Source organism: Candidatus Nanosynbacter sp. HMT-352, assembly GCF_022819345.1.
GTDB lineage: Bacteria > Patescibacteriota > Saccharimonadia > Saccharimonadales > Saccharimonadaceae > Nanosynbacter.
This window is the reverse complement of the sequence record NZ_CP089288.1, coordinates 46,657-71,279: the sequence shown is the minus strand read 5'-3', so window position 1 is coordinate 71,279 and position 24,623 is coordinate 46,657. Positions and strand designations below refer to the sequence as shown.

Genomic DNA, 24,623 nt, shown 5'->3' with positions numbered 1-24,623 from the left:
ATAATAAGCATTAGTATGATGATACGGGCGTTAGTGCTAGGATTAGTTGCGTTGATGGCGCTAATTTTGGGCGTGCTCGTACTTAAAAAGTCGAAGCGTCGTCATGATGCAAAGTATTGGTTTTTTCTGGTTTGTTTATGTTTGGCTGTGTGGTCGGCTGGACTTGAAGTGTTTTCTCTGGCGGACAAGGAAGTAACATTGGACACTGCGTCCAGGTGGTTTTATGTCGCTTCGGCTGTTTTTTGTCCTGCGTTGGCTATTTTCACTACAAAGTCGTTTCTTCCATCGACAAAATCAACGAAGAGTTTTATCTGCGCGTCTAGTATATTGATAGCGATTTTTTCGCTATATATTATTTTGGTGCCTGAGTTTATTATCAATACATCAGAAATTGTCACGCCAGTAGATTTTTCTCGAATTCCGATTCATGCAGTCAACTATGTTATTTTTGCAACTTTTTTCTCGGTATTCTTCTTAATTTCTATGTGTTTTGGTTATATAGCGTGGCGCAAATCAGATCCTGTTCGACGCAAGCAAGTCGCGATCTACATGATTGGTCTGTTGATATGTAGCATTCCTGGCTTTGTAGTGGATCTGTTTCTTCCGGCGCTTGGTGATTATCGATATATATGGATTGGTCCAATTGCTACGATTATTTTCTTATTTGCAATTATGTATAGCATCGTCAGATACCGATTGATGGACGTAAAAATGGCGGTGGCTCGAAGTGTTTCGTATATGTTGCTATTAATCGCACTAGCTGTCGTTTACGTGATTTCTGCATATGTCATTTCAATTTTGGTTTTCCAACGCAGCCTAACGGTTGATAGTCACGTAAATCTCATGAACATGATTTTGGCTATGGTTTTGGCGGTCGTATATCAACCAGTGAAGAAAATCTTTGATAAATTTACTGATAGGGTTTTTTACTACGGAGAATATGACGCTGATACGTTTACGCGTGAGATTAGTAAAATATTAACCTATACGGCGGATCTGCAATTGCTAACTCGACGTGTTGGCAATTATATAGCAACTTCTCTTAAGGCGGAAAAAGTGGCGTTTTGTATTCCGGAAAAAGGAATATATGGTCGAGCGGGTCGGCGACGAATATCTGTTGTCGAGGAAGATGTTCGCAGGATTATGGATTACTATTATAAGAATTGCAGTTTTCCGGAAGTTATTTTGGCAAATCAAGTAAAGGATCCAGAACTGAAGAAACTTTTGGATATTCATCGCACGAAAATTGTTATGCCGCTGCTGCATCAAAATCAAGAAACGGGAATTCTATTTCTGGGCGAGCATAAGAGCTTGGGCTATAGTTCTCGCGATATTGAAATGCTGGAGTCGATTGCTGGGGAACTGGCGGTGTCGATTCGAAATTCTTTGTCTCTGGAGGAGATAAATGAGTTGAACAAGAGTTTGCAGCGTAAAATTGACGAGGCGACGAAAGAGCTGAGGTTCAGTAATCGACAGCTTCAGCGACTGGACGAAGCGAAGAACGAATTTATTTCTATGGCTTCACATCAGTTAAGGACACCGTTGACTAGTATTAAAGGTTATCTGGATATGATGCTGGAGGGTGATTTGGGTAAGATTACACCGACGCAGCGTGCAGTTCTTAGAGAGGCATTCTCTTCCAGCGAGCGAATGGTTAGGCTAATAAACGACTTTCTTAATGTTTCTAGGCTTCAGACTGGTAAATTTAATATTGATAAGCAGAAGATAGACATTGCTCAAATTCTTCGGGATGAAGTTGCTTTGCTTAAGGTTGTGGCTGATCAGAGGTCTGTCGAAATGGATCTAAAGATTGATAAAAAAGTTCCATTGATTACGGCCGACTCTGAGAAGATTCGTCAAGTTATGCTGAATATGATCGACAACGCTATTTACTATTCAAATCCGCACAAAAAGGTAATAATTTCTCTGAAAAATAGTAATGGCGCGATTGAGTTTACGGTGAAAGATTCGGGAATTGGTGTGCCAAAATCAGAGCAAGCAAATTTGTTTGGCAAATTCTTCCGCGGCACAAATGCCAGAAAAAAGCGGCCAGACGGCACTGGCGTTGGCTTATTTTTGGCGAGGAAAGTTATTTTATCGCACGATGGCGAAATGATCTTTGAATCAGAAGAAGGAAAAGGTAGCATTTTTGGATTTAAGTTGCCAGTTCGTTAACGAAATAAACTCAGTATTCCAGAAATAACGATAATTAAGACAACTACAACGAGTCCCGCCATGCCAATGGTGCGAATGAGTTTTTTCCGATCGAAAAACCATTGAGATAATTTGGAGCGATTCGTTGCTGTAATCCTTGTTACTTTTGGTCGCTGAGATGTCGCGTTCATCCCAGAGTATTTTTTATTGCGCTTTTTCTTCTGCTTTGTCATGGAAATATTATACATTAATAGATAACGGCGGAGAAGTGGCTGATTTGCTATAGACAATTCGACAATAATTTGTTATGATATCTGAAGTCGTGGCCTTATCGTCTAACGGTTAGGACACCAGGTTTTCATCCTGGCAATCCGGGTTCGATTCCCGGTAAGGTCACCATTTCAGGATAAAAATCCAAATCGTCGCCCAACTGGACGATTTTTTGGTTTACATTTCTTAATTCCTGCCACCACCCAAAAACCGCACTTTAGTTACCTCAGAAAACAGAAATAACTGGACAAAAGGAGCTAGCCTGAACAGATTAGAAAAGTGGCGTTTTGGTGGAAATAACTTGATTGGGACTATTATAATTTTCTAAGAACTTATGCTACAATAAGAATATGATTGGGGCTAATAAATCACATAGGAACAAAACTATTGATTTTTCTCTTAAGGAAGGTCGAGAATATTTCGATCGTTGCATAAAAGGCGATTCAGATCTATCTATCGATAGAATTATAAACAAAACAATCAATGGCGACACTTTCGAAATTATGAAAAAAATGCCAAAAAAGTTCGTTGATTTACTTATTGTTGATCCACCATACAATTTATCAAAGAATTATAACGGTAGTAAGTTCAGGCAAACAGATGATGAGAGCTATGCTAAATATACTGAGCAGTGGCTGAAACTAGTATTGCCGCTATTAAAAGATGAAGCCAGTGTTTATATTTGTTGCGACTGGAAAACTAGCGTTGTCATTGGTCAGGTTCTGCCAAAATATCTTAATGTCAGAAACCGAATAACATGGCAACGAGAAAAAGGACGTGGCGCAAAGGAGAACTGGAAAAATGGACTCGAGGACATTTGGTTTGCCACCAACAACGACCGCTGGACTTTTAACTTAGCTGATGTGAAAGTTAGAAAAAAGGTTATTGCTCCATATAGGCAAGACGGAAAGCCAAAGGATTGGAAAGAAACTAAAAGTGGTAATTTTCGGGATACTTGCCCGTCGAATTTTTGGGATGATTGTACAATTCCGTATTGGTCAATGCCTGAAAATACCGCCCATCCAACTCAGAAACCTGAAAAATTAATTGCCAAAATGATTTTAGCTAGCTCTAATGTGAAAGATGTAGTATTTGACCCTTTTTTGGGTAGCGGAACAACTTCCGTAACTGCTAAGAAGCTTGGTCGTAAATATGTTGGTATTGAGCTTGATGAAACTTATTGTGCTTGGGCTGAGAAACGAATAGAAATGGCAGATGATGACAGCTCTATTCAAGGTTATACAGACGGTGTTTTTTGGGAGCGCAACACTCTTGGTGGGCAGAAAAAAGTTAAAGAGAATTCGCAAATCAAAGAAATAACTAAGGGAAAAAATGGACAACTCACTTTACAAGTTAATTGATTTTATAAAAAGGCTCGATGGTCAAGCTGGCAAGGCTAGGTTGCAAGAGCTCGTTCAAAAAGAATTCTCTCTGACAAAAGACAGATCTGTATTTTATACAGATGCTTTTGCAATACGATTTAGCTCGTCCAAATCGACAAGCTTTTCCAATACGGTTATCTCACTTTCAAATCTACAGAAGTATGACGACTTTCCTTTTGTAGTTTGCCTAAATACTCCTAATAAAAACTATTTATTTTTGGCCAATACTACCTTTTTATCTAAAGTAAGCCATAGTTCACAAGAATTAAGAGAGGATAATATACGGGGCAGTATCAACGGCTCCGACATAGTAAAGGTCTTTAATGACATTTATAATGAACCTAAAAATTTCGCTGAGCTGTTTGCAATACATTCCGAAATTGGCTTTGATGGCAATCTTGCCAGACTAGTTGAAGCAACAAACAACATTTCACCCAATGGTAGCAAATATAATATACGAGCGATAGATAAAGATGTTATACTGCAATCCCCCCAGAGAGCAAAGGATTTTGTAGTATCCGCTGAATATAGCACGTTGAAGTCAGAGCTTGATCAAATGACAATAGCTTATAAAAACGAAATTATTTTAGCGAGTCTGATTGATAATGTAAATATTCGCGGGCGAGTAATTGAGTATATAATCGCCGGTGAAGATGATAGATTGCGAAGCGAAATCATTCATACTTTACAAAAAGGCACAAAACGAATACCGAGCTTTCGCACAAAAAATACACTTGGTGATTTTGTTAAAGTTTTTGATAAATACAATACGGCAACCGACATAAAAACAAAGGTCATGATCTTAAATTCTGCCCCAAAAGCATACAATCTCGATAAAATGTTAGAATTCTTGGCAAAAGAAAAATCTGTTTTTATGTTTTACTTTGTAGGTATTATGCCTAATCAGGTTGTCGGACAAGTTTTAATCTCAATGTTTCAGGATGACTTAAGAGATACAACACATCTACTGAAACATTGGGCGGGCAGAAATTCACGAGGAGTTTCACAGTTTAGTGGGCAAACTATCGACACCTTAATAAAAGAGCCAAACAATAATATAGATATTGTAAAGAGTCAGGATTTCCTAGAAAAGATAATGAGCTTATAGTTTTATGAATGATAGAATAAGATTGGTTAGCGAGACAGTTGGCGATACCTATAGGAATAGTAACGGCTCAGAGATTGCGGTTATAAAAATCGCAAATGATGTTCTTATGACTACTAAAGAAATGTCTAAATTCTATGGCGTAAGTGTGTCGACGATATGCAAAAAGTTAAAGAAACTGTTTGCCGATAGCGGAGTTAACAAAAAACAAGTTAGCTCAATTCTTACTCACAAAGCTAGTGATGGCAAACTTTATCGCACAATTTTCTATAATTCACAAGTAATAATCACCGTTGGCACAATGCTAAAATCGCCTGAAACCAAGCAATTTCAAGAATGGGTTACTCCAGGGATTAAAAACAAATCAACTAATAATTTTCTCGAGTTGAAATAGCTTCTTCTACCCAGTTTTCAAGATTTTTCGCAATATCATTGTAGGCATCCCAGCTATTTGGATCATAGCATGAAACAAGAGACGATAATCTTTGGCCATTTCGCATCAGTACATTATCAAATGGATTAGCTCCCTTTCTGCAGGTTCCAGTTATTGGGTCTTTGAGATTATGAATATAGATACCAAAAAGTCCTTTTCCTTCGTTCCACGCTTTGCGTATTTCGTAATCTACCCATTTGCGGCTTGCAGTTTCAGACCCAACCAAAACAATAACACAACTTTTATATTTCATGTTATCATCAATCCATTTTTTTACAGCATATTCACTACGCTTAATTTGTTCCCAGTTATTTGGCGCAACCGGCTCATTGCCTTCAATCGCTCCCATTTTACGAATTTGCCAAACCCGCATAACGTCGTTATCGAAATGAAAACTGTAAAACACCTGCCTTTTCATGCCGTTACTTTCTCATAATTATTAAATTTATATCAAAATTATTATGGATAATAATTCCAATGATAATCATCAGAATTACGCCATAAAACAACAAAAGAACAGGCCTGCGAAGCGCTTCCAACCAAGCAGAAAACTTAATAAACTGACCAATATTCATTCCATAATCGATTTTTTCAGAGCTTGTTTTCGCGACCTGCTTGTATAGCCTACGATAACCTCTTTCAAGCATTAGATAGTAGGCGTCAATTACCCAAAACATCAGAACTATACCAAGAATTAGCCAGAGAAAGTCGTTATTGTTAGTCGCAATCATTGTTGTAAAAACAGCACCGATTATAGTGATAGACCAGCCCTTAAAAAGAAAGGTGTTTGATGACAGACGATTTATTACGCCTTGTATAAACTCTAAATGAGAACGCTTGTCGTCTGGTGTGGTTTTACTTCCCATAATAACTACATTATACCACATGAGGCGTAATTTTAATCAAGTTATTTCTACCAAAATGCCACTTATCTAATCTGTTTAATCTAATTCTTTTTTGTCCAGTTGTTTCTGTTTTCTTGGGGGGGTAATTAAGGCGGTTTTTAAGCGGCGACAAAAACCGCTTAAAAACCGTAGGTAGCAACTTTGTCGCTTTTATGACGTGCCGCTTTTTACGGTCGAATCAGGGGAAGCTGAAAAAGGGAAATGTGAAAGCCGAATTCATCCACTAAAAGAAGTGTCGAGAAGATTCAAAATAATCAAAAGCTGGCTTTTATATTGTTAGCTGTCAAAGACAGCGTGGCACGTCAAATAGATTGGATTAGATTTGCGACTTTGTACTAAAATAGGTTCTAGTGTGGGCATAAAATCGTACCATAAAGAATATTTGGAATAGCTCGCTTATTGTGGCGAGCTTTTTTTATTGTCGCTTCGTAGTTTCTTTGGCAGCGGATTCATCGTCAGTCCGAGACATCATTTCAGAATAGGCTTCAAGTATATCGCTCTCCTTATATTTCGGTTTATGTGAGCGCTCGATTGCATACCAGATTGTTATGGGTATCAGCAGAGCGGTGTTTATGCAATATATCGTAATTGCAGCTTCTATGGATCCAACGATATTTATAAATACTCCAGTATAGAATAAAAAGAAAATAATTACAGTAGTTGATCCGAAAATGAAGAATAGAATTTTTGAGATAATGTATTTATCTATTTCTGGCATAATATTTTATATTCTAACATTAAGGAGATGGGTAGGCTAGTTTTGATTAACGCAAATCTTGACATTAAATAAGTATTATAAGGTGTTCTGGTACCATTTTTCATCACTGTTATTTCGTGATATAATTTTAAAAATGAGTGATAATATATTTAAACGAACAAAAATATTAGCAACAATTGGGCCAGCAACGTTCAGCCAAGAAAAGGTTTACCAATTGTTGGAGGCCGGTGTTAATGGCATCCGTATGAACTTTAGCCACGGCGCTAATGAGGAGCGAATTGAGCAGATCGATTGGGTGCGCACAGCTAGTAAACAGCTGGGCAAGCCTGTCGCAATTCTACAAGATTTGCAAGGTCCGAAGATTCGCCTGGGCGTTTTGAAAGATAATATGCTGAATGTTAAGGTCGGCGATATGCTGGTCTTGGACTCAGAAATTAATGAGCATGACGGCAGCTTCAATTTGCCAGTGCAGTACAATTTGGCGGAGAAGATGAAAGTCGGCGAGCCACTTTACATGTTTGACGGCAAGATCAGGACGGTTGTGCGAGAAATTGTTAGCTCAACTGCAATTCGCGTAGAAGTTCAGAATGACGGTTTTTTGATGAGTCGCAAGGGTTTGAATTTGCCAGACACAGATTTTGGTGGCGACATTCTTACTCAGAAAGATATTAACGATTTGGAATGGGGCGCGAACCAAGATTTTGATTACGTTGCATTGAGTTTTATCCAAAAAGCTGATGATATTATTGATTTGCGTCGTCGATTGACAGACCTGGGTTCGACAGCCAATATTATTGCCAAGATTGAGACTAAGTCTGCCGTTGATCCAGAGAATTTGGAGGAAATCGTTAAGGCTAGTGACGGTATTATGGTCGCTCGCGGCGACTTGGCGGTGGAAGCTGGTGCAGAAATTGTCCCAGTTGTACAGCGTCGAATTATTGCCTTGTGTCGTAAATATTGCAAGTTAGTAATCGTTGCAACACAAATGATGGGTAGTATGGTTGATAATCCAGAGCCAAGTCGCGCTGAAGTAAGCGACGTTGCCAATGCTGTAATCCAAGGCGCTGACGTAGTTATGCTGTCTGATGAAACTGCCAATGGTAAATATCCTGTTGAAACCGTTCGTGCGATGCGCAAGACTATTATTTACACTCAAGAACACAGTGAAGTAATGTTGGTAGAAAAGGCTGAAATGCGTGAAAAAACTGACGCGATTTTAAGCTACACGGCAGCTCAATTGGCAAGGAGAATTAAGGCTCGAGCTATTATTGCGGAAACGCACACTGGCGCTACTGCAATTAACGTTGCCGCATATCGTCCGAACCTACCAATTGTTTGCGTGACCGAAGAAGTGAAGACTGCGCAAAAGTTGGCGCTAAGGTACGCTTCTCGTCCATACGTTCGACCAAACGACCCAAATGCAGCAACTAAGCTAGCTGACGAGTTGAAACAAGAAGGCTATTTCGGCGCAGACCCAGTTACGGTTGTGCTTGTTAGTGGCCACAATCCAGAGCCAGGCAAAACTGACAATATCCAAGTCAAGACGTTGTCATAAGGAGAATTTGGGTGGGCAGAAAATTTCCGAAGCAAACAATTCGCGATGTTGATCTACGTGGAAAAACTATTCTTCTGCGAGCAGATTATAATGTGCCGCTAACAAAGCGCGGTCAGATTTCTGATGATCTAAGAATTCGTGCTTCGCTGCCCACACTCCGATATTTGCTGGAGCAGAATTGCAAGATTGTTATCATGTCTCATCTGGGGAGACCAAAAGGTAAGGATCTTAAGTTTAGTCTGAAAGTTGTTGCAGATCACCTATCCAAGTTGCTGAGCCGTCCGGTAGAATTGCTGGATGATTGCGTGGGCGAAGCTGTTCATCAAGCCGTTCGCCGCGCGCCACGAGGCAGTATTCTTATGTTGGAGAATTTACGCTTTTATGACGAGGAGGAGGCTGACGATTTAACATTTGCCAAGTCAATTCAACGCGCTGTCCGAGCAGATTATTTTGTGCAAGACGGATTTGCTGTGGCGCACAGGGCGCACGCCAGCACTCATGCGATTACGTTGTGTGTTCCAGGACTAGCGGGATTACTATTAGAAAAAGAATATGTAACTATCACCGAGGCGATGAATAAGCCAAAACGTCCGTTGGTTGCGGTTATTGGTGGTGCGAAAGTTAGTGATAAAATATTACTGATTAAGCGTCTGATTGAAAAGGCGGATCGGATTTTAATTGGCGGCGCTATGTCAAACACGTTTTTACATTGTCGTGGATTTAATGTCGGCAAGAGTGTGTTTGAGCCAGTAATGGAAAAGGTTGTCGCGGAAATTTATGATTTGGCGGCGGCTAAGGTCAGCGCAGAGAATGTTGACGATTTTTTGGTATTGCCGATTGACGTGGCGGTTGCGCCAGAGATTTCTAAAGATTTTCCTCGTCAAGAAGTTAATATTGATAAAATAAAGAACTCAGATATGGCGCTGGATATTGGAAGTCAGACAATTGAGAAATTCACGAAAATACTGGCCGGCGCGAAGATGGTTATCTGGAACGGTCCGCTGGGCTATGCTGAAATTGATAATTTTGCAATCGGTTCAGCGCGAGTAGCGCTAGCTATTGCCCAGAATAAAGGAGCCGTTTCAATAGTTGGTGGCGGAGATACGGCTGATTTTATATTGAAATGGGACGGGCATGATGGCGCCAATTTTACCCATGTTTCCACTGGTGGTGGAGCTAGTATGGCCTTGATGGCTGGTAAAAAATTGCCTGGAATTGAAAGTTTACTAGACGCATACGGTTTGAGGTGATAAACTAAGCATAAGGATTATCTCATGAGAAAAAAGTTAATCATTGGTAACTGGAAAATGAACTTCAATATGCAGGAGGCTAGCTTATATTTGCATAAGCTGATGAACACGCTGCCGTCGCATAGAGATGTTGAAGTGGTGCTGGCGCCTACTATTTTGACGCTGCAGAGTTTGAGTTTACAAATTAATCGTCGAATCGCTAAGTTGGCGGCCCAGAATTGCTATTGGCGAGATTCGGGGGCGTATACGGGAGAAATTCCAGCGGCGCATCTTCGTGGAATTGCTGATTATGTGATAATTGGACATTCGGAACGTCGCTATATTTTCATTGAAAGCGAAAAAGATATTCGGTTGAAAGTTCAGGCGGCAATTCGAAATCGTATTCATCCGATTTTGTGCGTTGGTGAGACGATTCAAGAGAAGACTCTTGGCGAAACGAAGGATGTTCTAGTTGATCAATTGACTAGCGGTCTGGCTAATGTGACGGCAGACGAGCTGGATGAAGTGGTTATTGCGTATGAGCCAGTTTGGGCGATCGGTACTGGCGACAGCGCTAAAGCGTCTGATGTAAAAAAAGCTACACAGATGATTCGACGACATATTTCTCATTTGTATGGTAAAAAAGCGGCGGAATCAGTTCGAGTTATCTATGGTGGAAGTATTACTTCAATAAACGCCGCAGATTATTTGGCAATTGATGAACTTGATGGTTTATTAGTTGGTGCAGCCAGTTTGGATGCATATCAATTTAAGGAGATAATCTCGAAAGCACATAAAGGTTAAAAAATAGGGGGCATATGACAGATATTGATTTTGATGAGTTGGATAGAGCGGTAAGCTCTCTTATGGATAAGCAGCGAGAAAAGGAAGCTCCAGCGGTGGCTAATGAAAATAATAGCGAGGTTTCTGTGTCTGCGCCCGTAGAGGAAAAACCTGTATCAGAGAACTCTATTGGTACTAGTTTTGCACCTCCAGTAACTCCATTTACGCCTTCGTCTGTTGCTTCTACTCCTTTATCATCGATCTCTCAGCCTGAAGCAAAAAAAGACTCTTCTAACGACGATGCGACTCCTAAAGAGGTCGATAGCCCTACGAACGAGAAAGTTGCTAATGATTTAATAGCTAGCAGGACTCCTGGCGTGGCTGCTAGCGAAGTCAAAGCTGCGCCAGTAATCGCGAGACGCTCGACTGGCCGTTTCATGGATGTTGTTAGACCTTCATCTGTCAGCACTATCCAAAAACCTGCTACTCCCGCTCCATCTCGAACTGGCACGACAATTCAGCCTTCGCCTGATTTGGTGGACGTGATTAGCGCAAATAATAGGCATTCTGCGGTAAGAAAAGAAATGTCTGATATAGTTGCTCAATCAGATAATCTTAGCGACACCCCTGATCTTAAAGATGTGCACAATGAATCTACTTTTGCGGAGATTGAAGATGCGCCCGCTGGGGAATTGTCGTTGACTGATAAGATAGCGCAATCGTTAGCTGTAAGTAATAGCGAAGCTCCTGCTGTACCGATGACTACGCCGCTGGAGTCTCCGTTTATTGCTAATGTTGAAGTGGAGAAGCGGCCGCTTGGTTCTGTTAACCAAACTATGACTAGTTCTGAGATAAATAGTGATGAAGATGCGTCTATGTCTGCTGATTCTGAGGGTGTAAAATTGGAACATCAATACAATACCAATTTATCTAATTACAGCATGAGCGAAAATTCTTTGGGTGATGCACCCGACTCGCCAATGGATTTGAGTCCAGAAATTATAGCAATTGAGGAGGCTGGCGTTCCTGAAGATTCAGACGATAAAATGTCCACTGACATTGACAGCTCTTTGATTGAGTCTTCCGAATTGTCCGAAAAAGAAACTATGGATTCTGAGCCAGCACCGATGTTTGCTGCTGTATCCACAGAAGTCAAACCTTCAGTCGACAAAGAAAAGAAAAAGTCCGGATTATTAATAGCGTTGCTTATTGTTCTATTTTTAGCAATTGGCATGGCTGGCGGCGCTGTTTCGTACTTTTTGCTGATAAAATAGATATATGTCTAATTTTACTGACGGATTAAATAGCGAGCAGGCTCGAGCGGTGACGCACGTTGATGGGCCGTTGTTGATTTTGGCTGGAGCCGGATCTGGAAAGACCAAAACTCTGACTCATAGAATCGCTTATTTGATTGGCGAGTTGAAAATATTTCCTAGTCGAATATTGGCGGTTACATTTACTAATAAAGCCGCGAAGGAAATGCGTCAGAGGTTAGCGCAGATATTAGGTGAAGATTCTGAAAATCGGCAATTTATGCCGTGGATGGGAACTTTTCACAGTATTTGCGTGCGAATGTTGCGGATGGATGGTGAAAATATTGGCCTGAACAAGCGATTCTTGATTTACGATACCGACGATCAAATAAGCTTGATGAAGCAAATTATGAAGTCTCGCGGCTTGACGGATAAAGATATTAAACCTCGAGCTGTACTTTCGGCTATTTCAAACGCTAAAAATGAAATGCGAAATGCTGAGGATTTTTCTGCTTCGACCCGTGGCCCAAGAGAGCAGAAAATAGCCGAGCTGTTTTTTGCTTATGAAAAAGCTTTGAAAGATGCTTCGGCGTTGGATTTTGACGATTTATTGATAAAAACTGTTGAATTGTTACGAAACAAGCCGGATATTCGCCATAAATGGCAGCAGCAATTCGAACATATTCTGATTGACGAGTATCAGGATACGAATGCGGTGCAATATGCGTTAATTAAGTTGCTGGTCAATTCGCGTCGCAATTTATGCGTGGTTGGTGATGATGCTCAGTCGATTTATAGTTTTCGCGGGGCTGATTATACTAACATTCTCAATTTTGAGCGTGATTTTCCAGGTACGACGGTGGTTAAGTTGGAGCAGAATTATCGTTCGACTAGTGCGATTTTGAATATGGCAAATGCGCTGATTAGTCATAATATTCATAGAACTGATAAAAATTTATGGACAGCGAATGGCGACGGTGTTGAGCCAAAATTATGGCAATTATACAATGAGTCTGAAGAGGCTTTGGCGATTGCGAATGAGATTCAGGCGCAAATTGCGAACGGTCGTCAATATGGTGACGTGGCGGTGTTGTACCGAACGAATGCGCAAAGTTACGCAATTGAGCGAGCCTTGCGTCAGAGCTATATTCCGTATAAAATCGTCGGCGGTCTGCGATTTTTGGATCGAGCGGTCGTTAAGGATCTATTGGCATATCTTCGATTGTTATATCAGCCGAGTGATCGAGTTAGTTTTTTGCGAATTGTGAATACGCCAAAACGTGGCGTTGGCGCGGTGAGTATCTCTAAGTTTTTGGACTGGAATGATGCGTCAGGGAAAGACATAATTAGCGGGTTGCTGGCGGTTGAGGAGGCGGATACTTTGACGGCGCGTGCAAAACGTCCGCTGCTAGAGTTTGGTCAAAAATTGCACAATTTGCAGCAGGAAATTGACGGATCTCCGGCCGAACTGATTGAAAAAATTATGAAAAGTACTGGCTATGAAGATTTTATAAACGACGGAACGCCGCAAGCTGAGGAACGAATAGAAAATATCGGCGTGCTTTTGTCGGAGGCGAAGGCTTATGTTGACGTGGCGACGTTTTTGGAAGAGATGGCTTTGATGTCTTCGACGGATACAACTGCCGATCAACAAGTAACGCTCATGACGCTTCATGCGGCTAAAGGTTTGGAGTTCCCGGTGGTTTTTCTGGCGGGACTGGAAGAGGGAATTTTGCCGCATGCGAGAGTGTTTGATAGTGGTAATGCTGACGATATTGAGGAGGAGCGCCGATTGTGCTACGTTGGTGTGACTCGGGCGAGGGAAGAATTGTTCGTTAGTTGTGCTAGTTCTCGGACGCAATTTGGTCAGATCGGCTATAACATGCCATCGAGGTTTTTGGACGAGATGGGTTTGATGGCCGGTGGTGTTGATAGGCCAGCTCAGCCGATTATAGAACCTGATTTTTATTCGGAAGATATTGGTTTGGAGGTTGGTGATCGAGTTTGCAGCCCGAGTTTTGGTTCGGGGGAAATTATTGACAGCGAAGGGCTGAGTGTTACGGTCCAGTTTGACAATGGAAATATTAAGAAATTGAACGTCGAGTTCGCGCGCTTGGAGAAAATTTGATATAATAAGAATACCTGCGTTGTGGGTGTGAACTTATGGGTATAAGATTACAAGCAAAACATTACTCTAAGAAAATTACGTTCGTTTCTGGCGCGATATTGATGCTGGTTGGCGGTCTATTTTTTGTTAATCAAGCGTTAGCTGACGCTACTAAGCCAGCGGCTAAGGCTGGCGAAAAGTTGGTAACGATTTACGACAGAGGCGCAGAAAAGACGATTGTTACAAAAGCGAGGACGATTCGCGAGGCTTTGAAATTGGCTAAGTTTTCTATTGACGAACGCCAAGACGTAGTCGAGCCGAGTCTTGATTCGGAGATGGTGGCGGAGAAGTACAATATTAATATTTTCCGCGCTCGTCCAATAACAATTGTTGATGGAAATAAGCGTCTAAAGGTAACTACTGCCGAGCAGACGCCGGCTTTGATTGCGAAGGCCGCTGGAATTGAAGTTTTTGAAGAGGACAAAACTACTCTATCTAATTCCGATAATATGGCGGTTGATGGCGCAAATATGGTGATGAAAATTGACAGAGCCTCGATGGTTATTTTTGTGCTTTATGGTAAAGAATCTGTCATTCGTACACATGCTAAGACAGTTGGCGAGCTATTAAAAGAGAAAAATATCGACCCAAAGAAAGATGATACGCTATCTGTGGATCGTTCGGCAAAAATTATTCCTGGAATGAAAATTGAGCTTTGGCGTAACGGCAAGCAAACTATAACCGCAGAAGAAGATGTGAAATTTGAGGTTGAAAAAGTTCAAGACGCGAATCGAGATTCGGGATATCGCGAAGTAAAACAGGCGGGCGAGAATGGTAAGAGAAATGTCACTTATGAAATCGAAATGAAGAACGGCGTGGAGGTGAGCCGCAAGGAGATCGCTAGTGTTGTGACAAAAGAGCCAAAGAAGCAGATTGAGATTGTGGGGACGAAAGTTAGCCTACCTTCTGGATCTCATTCGGATTGGATGTCTGCGGCTGGTATTAGCCCTGATGATTATGGCTACGTGAACTTCATTTTTACGAAAGAGTCAACTTGGCGAACAACGGCTAGGAATGGGCAATATGCTGGGCTCGGTCAGACGAATATAGATAAGCTTTCTCAGGCTTGCCCAAATTGGCAAAGTGATCCAGTCTGTCAGATTAGAGTTTTCAATAATTATGCTGTAAGTACATATGGTAGCTGGGCTGGCGCTTACAATGCATGGAACCGCCAAAAATGGTGGTAGACTAACGCTGGTGGCGTAAGTTGGCTGTAGTCTATAGATAAAAAGTGTTTAATTTGGTATAATTTATTTGACTAGGTTTACAAGTCATTATATGATTATGCGCGCAAAAGGTTTATTTTTTGGAAAAATTATTGGATTGGCTGTGTTGGTTGCGATTGCAACTCCAATGATTTCGTTTGCTGACGGAAAGACTTCTGGTGAGCATTTGGTTCGCATTTATGATCGCGGTGAAGAAAAGACCATTATCACAAATGCATTGACCGTTCGGCAGGCCTTGCGTGCGGCTAAGATTACGATTGACGAAAAGATTGACGCGGTTGAGCCAAATATTGATATGGAATTGACCGGCGCAAAATACCAGGTCAATATTTTCCGCGCTCGTCCAATAACAATCGTTGATGGAAATAAGCGCCTGAAAATAACCACTGCCGAACAAACGCCGGCTTTGATTGCGAAGGTCGCTGGGCTGACTTTATATCGCGAAGATAAGACGCATTTTACGAATTCTGACGATCTTTTGGTGAACGGTGTTGGCTTGGTGATGAAGATTGAGCGATCAAAACAGCGAACGATAACCGAAGAGGTTGATGTTAATTTTGATATTGAGCAGATTAAGGACGATTCTCAGCCTATTGGATTTAAGAGCGTTAAACAGCTTGGAGAAAAGGGCGTGCGGAAGGTAACTTATCGGGTTGAGATAGAAAACGAGCGCGAGATTAGTCGTAAGGAAGCTGCTAGCGAAATCGCAAAACAGCCAAAGAAGCAGATTGAAATAATTGGTACGAAGCCTAAAAATCCATTGACAAAAAGCAAGGGCGCGCAGATATTTACCGACTCCAAGGGTGTGGCGCATCGCGAGACGTATTATGATTTGCCGATGAATATTGTGATAAAAGCCTGCGGTAGCGGCGGTACTTATACGGTGCGGGCGGACGGCGCGAAGGTCGATAAGGATGGCTATATTTTGGTGGCGGCTAATTATGGTAATTATCCGCGATGCTCGGTGGTTGAGACTAGCATGGGTCCTGGAAAGGTTTATGACACCGGTGGATTTGCAGCCAAGCATCCGCACGGATTTGACTTAGCGACTGACTGGACGAATGGAGATGGGCGCTAAATGACTTCTTCTCGTGGACCAAAAAAATCGCTTGGACAGCATTGGCTGAAGGATCCGGAGATTTTGGCGGATATTGCTGAAGCGGCTGAATTGACGAGCGATGATGTTGTGCTGGAGATCGGCCCGGGGCTGGGTACTTTGACTAGTCGTTTGTTGGCTCGGGCTAATTCGGTGACCGCTGTGGAGTTTGATGCGGATTTGGCGCGAAAATTACCAGGGCAATTTCCTGGGAAAAAATTAACTGTCGTAAATCAAGATATATTGCAATTTGACCTGAATCAATTACCAAAAAACTACAAAGTCGTAGCTAATGTCCCATATTACATTACCAGCAAAATTGTTGAAAAATTGATGACAGCAGAAAATAAGCCGAGCATTGCGGTGCTGTTGGTGCAAAAAGAAGTTGCCGAGCGAATTGCGGCAGAGGCTGGAAATATGAGTGTTTTGTCTGTGAGCGTTCAGATTTTTGCTGAGGCGGAGCTAGATATTGAAGTGCCGCGGCAATTCTTCACGCCGCCGCCAAAAGTTGACTCGCAGGTTGTGGTTTTAAGAACTCGTAATAATCCGTTAATTACTCCAGAAGCTCAGAGAGATTTTTTCCGCATTGTTAAGGCTGGATTTTCTGCTAAGCGAAAGAAGTTGCGCTCTAGCTTGAGCGGCGGGTTGGGGATTGATAAAAGTGTGGCGGAAGAATTACTGAAAAATGCAGGAATTTCACCAGATGCTCGCGCTGAAGATTTGGCGATTGAAGGTTGGAAGAAGTTGCTCAAAGAATGGCGGGCGCTATAATTGCTTAGAATTTATTCTCGAATAAAAAGCGACTCAATACATTTAAACTGAGTCGCTTTTGTGATTAGAGGTTAATTAATCAGTTAGGTTTTCGTGCTTTAAATCCTTAACGGCGTTGGTGGCTTCTTCCTTAGTGAATTTCCACTGGTCGATAAGAATTTTTATCAAGTCGCTTCTACTATATTTTCCATTCTTCAGAATGTCTATAGCTCGTAGTCGTGCCCGCTCAGTGTAATTGATATTGTATTCTGCTAGAACCTCTCGAACTTCTGATTCTACAAATAGATCATTTCTTACTAAATGGTCTACTATGAATTCTTTTGAAATTGATCCCGCCCAGGTAGCATTGGCGGTTGTGAAGTTTGCCTCAATAAGGTTACGCAGATTGATTTTATAGTCATAGTTCAGGCGATTAACTCCTTCTTCTGCTTCTTTTCTGGTGAAACCGTAACCTTTTACTAAGGCTTGTATAGTCCATTCTTTTGAGGATGTACATTTACTGCCTGCTGTTGTGCAGCTACTAGTTGCTTTTTGCTGAGCATTATATGCAAAGTCAATTTTTACTGTATTAAAGGCATTGTCAATTTCTTCCTTGGTAAAGCCGAACTCAGTAAGGTCTTTTTCGTACTGTGTTTTTGATGTATGCTTATAGGAATCTATATTCTTTAGAGCTTTTACGGCCTGTCTTTGGAAGAATTTAGCGAAATCAATCTCGCTACTCAGCTCATCGAATGCTTTTTTAACTTCTTCTTGTGAGAACATGTAGCTACTGTGGCTATTAGTGTTAACATGCCACTCAGTAAGGGCGCGTATTGACAAGTCCTTGGACATCCAATCGTAAGGATTATTATCATTGTCCATCTTGCCTATCATGTTTTTTATTGCCCTTTTCGCGTTATCTACAGCGTTGTATTCTGGGTAAATTGTCTCGAGTAACTGAAGTGCTATATTGTATTCATTTCTTTTTCCAAAGGTAAGATCTCCGGCTACGCTATATTTGGAGCGATCAACCTTATATAGGTTATTCAATGGGCTCTTAGCTTTTTCTGCTAATTCTCTCGAAAACCTCTTGTCCCATTTTCCGTCGCTTCCAACTACATAGTTGTCTGGTGTGACGGTATTCTTTAACATATCACCATCTTTACCGACGTAGTAGTCGCCGACCCATTGATTTAATAGCATATGACCTTTGTTGTCGAAGTAGTACCACTTGTCGCCAATCATTTTCCAGGCGTTTTCTGTCATGTGACCGCTAGTGTTGAAATAGTACCAATAATCCTTTATACGCTCCCATTTGCTATGCGTGATGTATCCGCGTCCATCAAAGTAATACCATTTGCCATCTATTCGTTGCCAATCATTCTTTGGGTAACTTCCATTGGAATTTTTATACCACCATCCAACTGAATCCCTCTGCCAGCTTCCTCCGTTGGCGCTTGCTGTTGCTGGTGTGTAGACGCCGATTATAGCAATGCTAATAGCTGCGGCTACGGTTAAGTTTTTTATGAGTTTGTTCATAACTCCCCTCCTAATAAATTGTGACTATAATTATATCACATCAATTAGCGCCCTTTATCATTGGTCATGATCTGTTGAATTTGCTATAATTTACCTATGACTAAGAAACACGCTTACATCACTACCGCTATTCCTTACGTAAACGGCTTGCCGCACATTGGGCATGCTATGGATTATATGTTGGCAGATGTGTGGGCGCGATATTCCAGACAAAACGGTCGTGAGGTTCGTTTTCAAGCTGGTGTAGATGAGCATGGCAATAAAATTGCCGCCAAAGCTGCTAGCCAAAATCAAACCCCTCAAGAATACGTCGATCAGACGCACGTTAATTTTAAGAAGATGATTAATGAGCTGAATATTTCAGTGACGGATTTTATTCGAACAACTGACGCGCATCACGTTGCTGCGGTGCAGTATATTTGGCAGAAACTCGTTGAGGCTGGTTACATTTACAAGGGTTCATATGAAGGCTGGTATTGTCAGGGTTGCGAAGCTTTCGTTACGGATAAAGAAGCTGCTGACAATAATGGGGTTTGTCCAGATCACCAGACGCCGTATCAGCGCTTGAGTGAGGAAAATTATTATTTTAAAACCAGTGCTTTTTCGGACAATATTCGTCAGGCGATTGAGTCAAATAAAATGAGAATCGTGCCTGAATTCCGTAAAAAAGAGTTTTTGGAATTGATGAAAGATGGCTTGAAAGATGTGTCGGTTTCTCGTCCACGTAAAAATCTTAGCTGGGGCGTGCCGGTTCCTGGCGATGATAATCAAGTCATGTACGTTTGGTTGGATGCTCTGAGTAATTACATTACGGTTATTGGTTATCCTGACCGTCCAGAAGAGTGGCAATCATTCTGGCCGGCTGACGTGCAAGTTATCGGCAAGGACATTCTCCGCTTCCACGCTGGTATTTGGCCAGCAATGCTCATGGCGCTAGATTTACCACTTCCGAAGGTTCTACTTGTTCATGGATTTATCAATTCTGGCGGAATGAAAATGTCAAAGAGTCTCGGAAATGGTGTTGGCCCGACTGACATTATTCCAGATTACGGCGCTGAGGCGTTCCGATATTATTTCCTGCGCCACGTACCGACGCAAGATGATGGTGACTTTACTTGGGAAAAGTTTGAAGCTGCGTATAATGGTGAGCTTGGCAATGATTTGGGCAATTTGGTTCAGCGAGTTGCTAAAATGGTGCAGAGTTATCAAGCGGGCGTTATTGGCGACGCTCCACAATCAGAGCACGACATGGGACCGTATCGTCAGGCGATGGAAAGTTATATGTTCGATCAAGCAATGGACGAAATTTGGCTAATTGTTCGCTCTTTGAATCAATATATCGAGCGAGTCCAGCCTTGGCAAGTTGCTAAAAATCGCGATAAAGATCCAGAGGCGGAGTCGCATTTGAGCGAGATTTTGGCGCACGCTTGTGGCACATTATTGCAAGTATCTGACATGCTTCGTCCATTTATGCCGCAAACTGCCGAGAAAATTCATGATATGTTTGCTAGTGGTGTCGTGCCGTCAGAATTGATGCCTTTGTTCCCGCGCAAATATATTCACACGCCAGATCCACGCGCTCCGAAAACAGAATCTCAGGTTAAATAGTTTATGATTGAGGCTGATAAGAAAAGTGCGACTGAGGGCTTACGTCTGATAGATTCGCATTGTCATTTGCACGATACAGAATTTTTTACGGACAATCGTGAGAGGTTTTACAAAGAAACGGTCGAGGCGAATATTGGCATGATTTGTGTCGGTACTGACCAGCGAAGTAGCCGCCAAGCTGTGGAATTTGCCGCGAATCATAAGTTTACTTGGGCGGCAATTGGCGTTCATCCGCACGATACGAAAGATGGCTGGGGAGATGTCAAAACTTTGCTGGAGAATAAGACGGAAAATTCTCCGATTGTGGCAATTGGTGAAATTGGGCTTGATTATTATTACAATAACAGTCCGCGGGAAACGCAAATTGAAGGCTTGGAGGCGCAACTTCAAATGGCGATTGATTACGATTTGCCGGTAAGTTTTCATGTTCGTGATGGTGCGAAGGATCAGCCGTCGGTTTGGGATGATTTTTGGCCAATTTTTGACAATTTTCACGGGCTTCGCGGCGCACTACATAGCTTTACTGATACGCGTGAAAATTTGGAAAAAGGTTTTTCGCGAAATTTGTACGTTGGACTTAATGGAATTAGTACATTCACAAAGGATCAATTGCAGAAAGAATTGTTTGCTTCAATTCCGCTGGAGCGATTATTGCTAGAAACTGACGCGCCATTCTTGACACCAGCGCCGTTTCGTGGTAATATAAACAAGCCAGAATATGTGAGAGTGGTGGCTGAATATTGGGCGAAACAGAGAAATATTGATTTTGATGTTTTAAGCCAAGCTACTCTTCGCAATACAAAAGAACTTTTTGGCATTTGAAAGTGGAGAAGATGAATAGTACACCGGAATGTGTTACAAAAACACCTGAAATTGAAGCTCGCGAAAAACTTGCTGCTATTTTTTCTGACGCCGAGCAACGCGATAACTCTAAGGTGAACCCTGAATTGGGGAAGACTGCGATTGATATTAAGATGGACTTTGCTGATAATGGGGCGGTTGATTTCTGTAATCAAGCACTTGGTAGCTATGGAAAAAGTCTTGACTACATTAACAACAGTCCGCTTGAAACTGTGCAGGCAATTGGTAATTCACTCCAACTCCTACGTGAATACAAAACTAAGGAGAGTTGCAGGTGACTAAGTTTTTGAAAAAAGTACGAAGTTTGGTTTTTGCTGATGATAGCGACGCGGTGTCTTTATTGAAATTCCGTAAAAAAGATCGTCCATTAAAGAAATTTACCGAGCGCGAGCTAATCCAATTGGAAAGTGAAATTGGCGCAACGATTTTTGGCGAGAAGCCGGCGTATGTTGCGCGACGAGAGTTTTTTAATTTAGATAAAGATACTTGGATTTGGTATGAAGAAGTTGCTGATGGTAAGGGTGGCCGGCAAGAATTGACGACGCGTTATGAAGTGCAACCAAAGGGAATTTTGAAGATTCAGCCGAATTATCGCTATAGTTACTTGGAGGGCGACGAGCTTCAGAATTTTGTCTTGGCAACTAAGGAATATTACGAGCGAGTTTCTCGACAATTGTATAAGAAAGATCCGCAAACCGGTCAGCCTCTTTGATATAATAAAAAAGTGAATAAAGACTATATCTATCTTGATCATGCTGCTGCCACGCCAATGGATCCATTGGTGATTGAGGCGATGTTGCCATATTTTTCTGAAAAGTTTTTCAATCCGTCTAGTCCTTACGCTCCGGCAATATTTACAAAGCGTGAATATCAAGACGCGAAGGCTCGGCTGGCGCGCTGCTTGGGCGTGATGGCTGACGAATTAATAATGACAGCTGGAGCAACTGAGTCTGTCAATTTGGCGTTCAATGCAGCAAATGGCGTAAGTTTAATTTCGGCAATTGAGCATGATTCGGTGATCAACTCTGCAAAAGCGTGTTCGGAAGTGAAGTTAATTCCGCCAATGAAAAATGGACGAATAGACCCGAACACGGTTAAAAAAATGTTAACGCCAGATGTTGGATTTGTTAGTGTTGCGCTGGTGAATCATGAGCTAGGCTACATCCAGCCAATTGAAGAAATTGCGGAAATTGTAAAAGCTGAGCGACTAAGGCGCCAAGAAAATGATGAACCTTTACCGTTGATTTTTCATACAGATGCTTCGCAGGCGGCGGCTTTAATTGACGTGAAGATTAAAAGGCTGGGTGTTGATTTATTGACATTATCTGCGGCGAAAGTTTACGGCCCAAAGCAGGTTGGTTTACTGTGGGTGCGACCTGGTGTTACGCTGAAAGCCAATATTTTTGGTGGCGGTCAAGAATTGGGTCTTCGCAGCGGAACTGAAAACGTTGCTGGCGTGGTTGGGTTTGCGACGGCTTTGGAATTGGCACAAAAACGACGTTCTGCCGAAGTGAAGCGACTGCGAAAGTTGCGGGAAGAGTTGGTAAAAGATTTGAGGCGGGCTTTTCCTGACATGTTGATATCATCAGATATGAAAAAAAGTTTGGTGAGTTTTTTGAATATATCATTTTCTGGAATTGATGCTGAAAGATTGGTGTTTTTATTAGAATCTCGCGGGGTTTTAGTGGCTACAGGTAGTGCTTGCGCGGCTAATTCTGGAACGCGTTCTCATGTACTAGCGAGTGTTGGTCTGAGCGAATCAGAGATTGACGGAAGTCTAAGGCTTACCTTAGGCAAGTTGAACAATGATGAGAATATAAAGCGAGTTGGCGAATTTATCATCGAAGCTGTACAGGCGGAAATGAAGAGGACTCGTCGATGATTCATAAACTAGTTGGCTTGATTATTTTTGCTGCTTTGGTGATTTTTGGGCTTAGCGCATATTTGTCGCCGAATGATTTGGGAAAATGTCAAAGCGTGGGCGAAGGCGATTGTCGTAAGGCTGATGCAATAGTTGTTGTCAGTGGCGGTGACACGAATGCGCGAACTGACGAGGCTATTAAACTGTATAAAGAAGGTTGGGCACCGTTGATTGTTGTGTCGGGCGCGGCGGCCGATAAAACTGGCCCGTCCAACGCTAAGGCTATGTACCAGCGAGCGATTAATAGCGGTGTTCCTGAGAAAGCTATTGTTATGGACGAGTCTTCCGAAACGACCAGGCAAAACGCCACCGAAGTGAAGAAAATTGTCGATTCGCGAAAAATTGAAGATGTGATTTTGGTGACAAGTGGATATCATATGCGTCGGGCGCAGCTCGAATTTTCAGCGCAGTTTAATGACGTCAAAATCCGGAGCCATCCTGTCGCTTCTGATAAAAACTGGAGCTCGTGGTGGTGGTTGACGCCGTGGGGTTGGTGTTTGGCAATGGGTGAATTAATGAGAATTGGGCTGTTCGCTCTGGGGTTGTCCAGATGAGTAAGAAAGTTTTTGTTGGAATGTCGGGCGGTGTGGACTCCTCCGTGGCCGCGGCACTTTTGGTTGAGCAGGGCTATGACGTAACGGGTGTTTATATGAAAAACTGGTCGGAAGATCTTCCTGGAATGCATTGTCCGTGGGCGGAAGATGTTGCTGACGCCAAGCGTGTGGCGGTTGGTTTGGGCATTGATTTTCGAGTTTTTGATTTCCAGAAAGAATATAAGCAAAACGTTGTCGATTACATGATTCGCGAATATCAAGCGGGCCGCACGCCAAACCCAGATATTATGTGTAATCAAGAAGTGAAGTTTAAGGTATTTTTGGAGGCCTCGTTGGCGGCTGGAGCGGATTATATCGCGACAGGGCATTATGCGCGCGTTGCTCACGAATCGTCTTCGTCAGCCAAATTATTACGCGCTCGTGATGATAATAAAGACCAAACGTATTTCTTATATCGAGTGACTTCGGAGGCTTTGTCAAAAACCATATTTCCGTTGGGTGATTTTACTAAGGCGGAAGTTCGCAAAATGGCGAAAGAGCGCGGTTTGTGGACGGCTAGCAAAAAGGAATCGATGGGAATTTGTTTTGTTGGGCAAGTTGGAATTCGTGAGTTTTTGTCGGAATATGTTAAAACTGCGCCAGGAAATATCATTGACCAGCAGACGGGATCTGTCGTCGGTAAACATGACGGCGCAATTTTCTATACGCTTGGTCAGCGTCATGGGCTGAACGTCGGCGGAGGATTACCTTATTATGTTGTGGGCAAGGATATGGAGAAAAATGAGGTTTACGTGTCGCGCTCGATTGATAATGAAAGTTTGTGGCGAAAAGAACTTAGGCTGGCAGATATTCATTGGATTAATCAAGCGCCGCATAAAGATAGGGGTGTGCAAGTTCGACTGCGTCATCGAGGCTCTTTATTCAACGCGAAAATTGACGGAGATATTGTGCACCTTTCTGCTTCGGAGCGTGCCGTAGCCGCGGGTCAATCTGCGGTAATATATGACGGCGATGAATGTTTGGGTGGCGGAATCGTGAAAACAGATTGACGTTATGGGAAAAATAGTGTAAACTGTTCTAAAGTAAGGAATAATAAAACGTAGAGTTAAAGGAA

Annotated in this window: 24 protein-coding genes and 1 tRNA gene; 20 read left to right on the top strand and 5 right to left on the bottom strand. The window is 42.1% G+C overall.

Annotated elements, in window-relative coordinates:
• Positions 1–15 precede the first annotated feature (15 nt).
• Entirely contained in the window at positions 16–2,175 is a 2,160-nt protein-coding gene (locus LRM46_RS00385) for a sensor histidine kinase (protein WP_243813133.1), read from the top strand.
• On the opposite strand, the gene LRM46_RS00380 is transcribed toward LRM46_RS00385, so the two are convergent.
• Entirely contained in the window at positions 2,172–2,387 is a 216-nt protein-coding gene (locus LRM46_RS00380; RefSeq protein ID WP_129631463.1) for a hypothetical protein, read from the bottom strand. The two genes, LRM46_RS00385 and LRM46_RS00380, sit on opposite strands and share 4 nt — an antisense overlap.
• Before the next feature lie 91 nt (positions 2,388–2,478).
• Between LRM46_RS00380 and LRM46_RS00375 the strand changes: the two genes are divergently transcribed.
• The 4 genes from LRM46_RS00375 to LRM46_RS00360 all read left to right on the top strand — a co-directional run bounded on the left by LRM46_RS00375 (position 2,479) and on the right by LRM46_RS00360 (position 5,305).
• Positions 2,479–2,553: transfer RNA gene (locus LRM46_RS00375), tRNA-Glu, on the top strand.
• Positions 2,554–2,774: 221 nt separating this feature from the next.
• The gene (locus LRM46_RS00370) at positions 2,775–3,785 is read left to right on the top strand and encodes a DNA-methyltransferase (RefSeq protein WP_243813132.1); all 1,011 of its coding nucleotides are present in this window, start codon (positions 2,775–2,777) and stop codon (positions 3,783–3,785) included.
• The gene (locus tag LRM46_RS00365) at positions 3,757–4,914 is read left to right on the top strand and encodes a hypothetical protein (protein WP_129631458.1); all 1,158 of its coding nucleotides are present in this window, start codon (positions 3,757–3,759) and stop codon (positions 4,912–4,914) included. Before LRM46_RS00370 ends, LRM46_RS00365 begins: the two co-directional genes overlap by 29 nt.
• A gap of 4 nt (positions 4,915–4,918) precedes the next feature.
• Positions 4,919–5,305, top strand: coding sequence for a virulence RhuM family protein (locus LRM46_RS00360; RefSeq protein WP_129631455.1), 387 nt, complete (start codon positions 4,919–4,921; stop codon positions 5,303–5,305).
• Here LRM46_RS00360 and LRM46_RS00355 read toward each other — a convergent pair.
• The 3 genes from LRM46_RS00355 to LRM46_RS00345 form a co-directional block, all read right to left on the bottom strand.
• Positions 5,280–5,762: a TIR domain-containing protein gene (locus LRM46_RS00355; RefSeq protein ID WP_129631452.1), complete on the bottom strand. Its 483-nt coding sequence runs from the start codon at positions 5,760–5,762 to the stop codon at positions 5,280–5,282. The two genes, LRM46_RS00360 and LRM46_RS00355, sit on opposite strands and share 26 nt — an antisense overlap.
• A gap of 4 nt (positions 5,763–5,766) precedes the next feature.
• Positions 5,767–6,210 (bottom strand): hypothetical protein, encoded by a 444-nt coding sequence (locus LRM46_RS00350; protein ID WP_129631449.1) that lies wholly within the window; start codon positions 6,208–6,210, stop codon positions 5,767–5,769.
• A gap of 454 nt (positions 6,211–6,664) precedes the next feature.
• A complete protein-coding gene (locus LRM46_RS00345) occupies positions 6,665–6,967 on the bottom strand; it encodes a hypothetical protein (RefSeq protein ID WP_129631446.1) in 303 nt (100 codons plus the stop codon).
• Between the two features lie 133 nt (positions 6,968–7,100).
• Between LRM46_RS00345 and pyk the strand changes: the two genes are divergently transcribed.
• The 8 genes from pyk to rsmA all read left to right on the top strand — a co-directional run bounded on the left by pyk (position 7,101) and on the right by rsmA (position 17,047).
• Positions 7,101–8,522, top strand: a complete 1,422-nt coding sequence (gene pyk, locus LRM46_RS00340) for a pyruvate kinase (protein ID WP_243813131.1) — start codon at positions 7,101–7,103, stop codon at positions 8,520–8,522.
• 11 nt (positions 8,523–8,533) lie between these two features.
• Entirely contained in the window at positions 8,534–9,772 is a 1,239-nt protein-coding gene (locus LRM46_RS00335) for a phosphoglycerate kinase (protein ID WP_243813130.1), read from the top strand.
• A gap of 24 nt (positions 9,773–9,796) precedes the next feature.
• Positions 9,797–10,555, top strand: a complete 759-nt coding sequence (gene tpiA / locus LRM46_RS00330) for a triose-phosphate isomerase (RefSeq protein ID WP_243813129.1) — start codon at positions 9,797–9,799, stop codon at positions 10,553–10,555.
• Between the two features lie 14 nt (positions 10,556–10,569).
• A complete protein-coding gene (locus tag LRM46_RS00325; RefSeq protein WP_243813128.1) occupies positions 10,570–11,808 on the top strand; it encodes a hypothetical protein in 1,239 nt (412 codons plus the stop codon).
• Positions 11,809–11,812: 4 nt separating this feature from the next.
• On the top strand, positions 11,813–13,915 hold the full coding sequence (locus LRM46_RS00320; protein WP_243813127.1) for an ATP-dependent helicase: 2,103 nt from the start codon (positions 11,813–11,815) through the stop codon (positions 13,913–13,915).
• 35 nt (positions 13,916–13,950) lie between these two features.
• Positions 13,951–15,141 carry a resuscitation-promoting factor gene (locus tag LRM46_RS00315; protein ID WP_243813126.1) on the top strand — a complete coding sequence of 397 codons (1,191 nt, stop codon included), beginning with the start codon at positions 13,951–13,953 and terminating at the stop codon, positions 15,139–15,141.
• A 91-nt stretch (positions 15,142–15,232) separates the two neighbouring features.
• Positions 15,233–16,258, top strand: a complete 1,026-nt coding sequence (locus tag LRM46_RS00310) for a resuscitation-promoting factor (RefSeq protein ID WP_243813125.1) — start codon at positions 15,233–15,235, stop codon at positions 16,256–16,258.
• The gene (rsmA, locus tag LRM46_RS00305) at positions 16,259–17,047 is read left to right on the top strand and encodes a 16S rRNA (adenine(1518)-N(6)/adenine(1519)-N(6))-dimethyltransferase RsmA (RefSeq protein WP_243813124.1); all 789 of its coding nucleotides are present in this window, start codon (positions 16,259–16,261) and stop codon (positions 17,045–17,047) included.
• A gap of 75 nt (positions 17,048–17,122) precedes the next feature.
• Here rsmA and LRM46_RS00300 read toward each other — a convergent pair whose 3' ends face one another.
• A complete protein-coding gene (locus LRM46_RS00300; protein ID WP_243813123.1) occupies positions 17,123–18,565 on the bottom strand; it encodes a hypothetical protein in 1,443 nt (480 codons plus the stop codon).
• Positions 18,566–18,661: 96 nt separating this feature from the next.
• Here LRM46_RS00300 and metG point away from each other — a divergent pair, with 96 nt between their 5' ends.
• The 7 genes from metG to mnmA are packed head-to-tail and all read left to right on the top strand — an operon-like array spanning position 18,662 to position 24,558.
• Positions 18,662–20,173: a methionine--tRNA ligase gene (metG, locus tag LRM46_RS00295; protein ID WP_243813122.1), complete on the top strand. Its 1,512-nt coding sequence runs from the start codon at positions 18,662–18,664 to the stop codon at positions 20,171–20,173.
• Positions 20,174–20,176: 3 nt separating this feature from the next.
• On the top strand, positions 20,177–20,995 hold the full coding sequence (locus LRM46_RS00290; RefSeq protein WP_243813121.1) for a TatD family hydrolase: 819 nt from the start codon (positions 20,177–20,179) through the stop codon (positions 20,993–20,995).
• An 11-nt stretch (positions 20,996–21,006) separates the two neighbouring features.
• Positions 21,007–21,312: a hypothetical protein gene (locus LRM46_RS00285; RefSeq protein ID WP_243813120.1), complete on the top strand. Its 306-nt coding sequence runs from the start codon at positions 21,007–21,009 to the stop codon at positions 21,310–21,312.
• A complete protein-coding gene (locus tag LRM46_RS00280) occupies positions 21,309–21,746 on the top strand; it encodes a hypothetical protein (protein WP_129636418.1) in 438 nt (145 codons plus the stop codon). The genes LRM46_RS00285 and LRM46_RS00280 overlap by 4 nt, the downstream gene beginning before the upstream one ends.
• Positions 21,747–21,758: 12 nt before the next feature.
• Complete coding sequence (locus LRM46_RS00275; protein WP_243813119.1) at positions 21,759–22,916, top strand: cysteine desulfurase family protein; 1,158 nt, start codon at positions 21,759–21,761, stop codon at positions 22,914–22,916.
• Entirely contained in the window at positions 22,913–23,509 is a 597-nt protein-coding gene (locus LRM46_RS00270) for a YdcF family protein (protein ID WP_243813118.1), read from the top strand. Before LRM46_RS00275 ends, LRM46_RS00270 begins: the two co-directional genes overlap by 4 nt.
• Positions 23,506–24,558, top strand: coding sequence for a tRNA 2-thiouridine(34) synthase MnmA (mnmA, locus tag LRM46_RS00265; protein WP_243813117.1), 1,053 nt, complete (start codon positions 23,506–23,508; stop codon positions 24,556–24,558). Before LRM46_RS00270 ends, mnmA begins: the two co-directional genes overlap by 4 nt.
• Positions 24,559–24,623 lie beyond the last annotated feature (65 nt).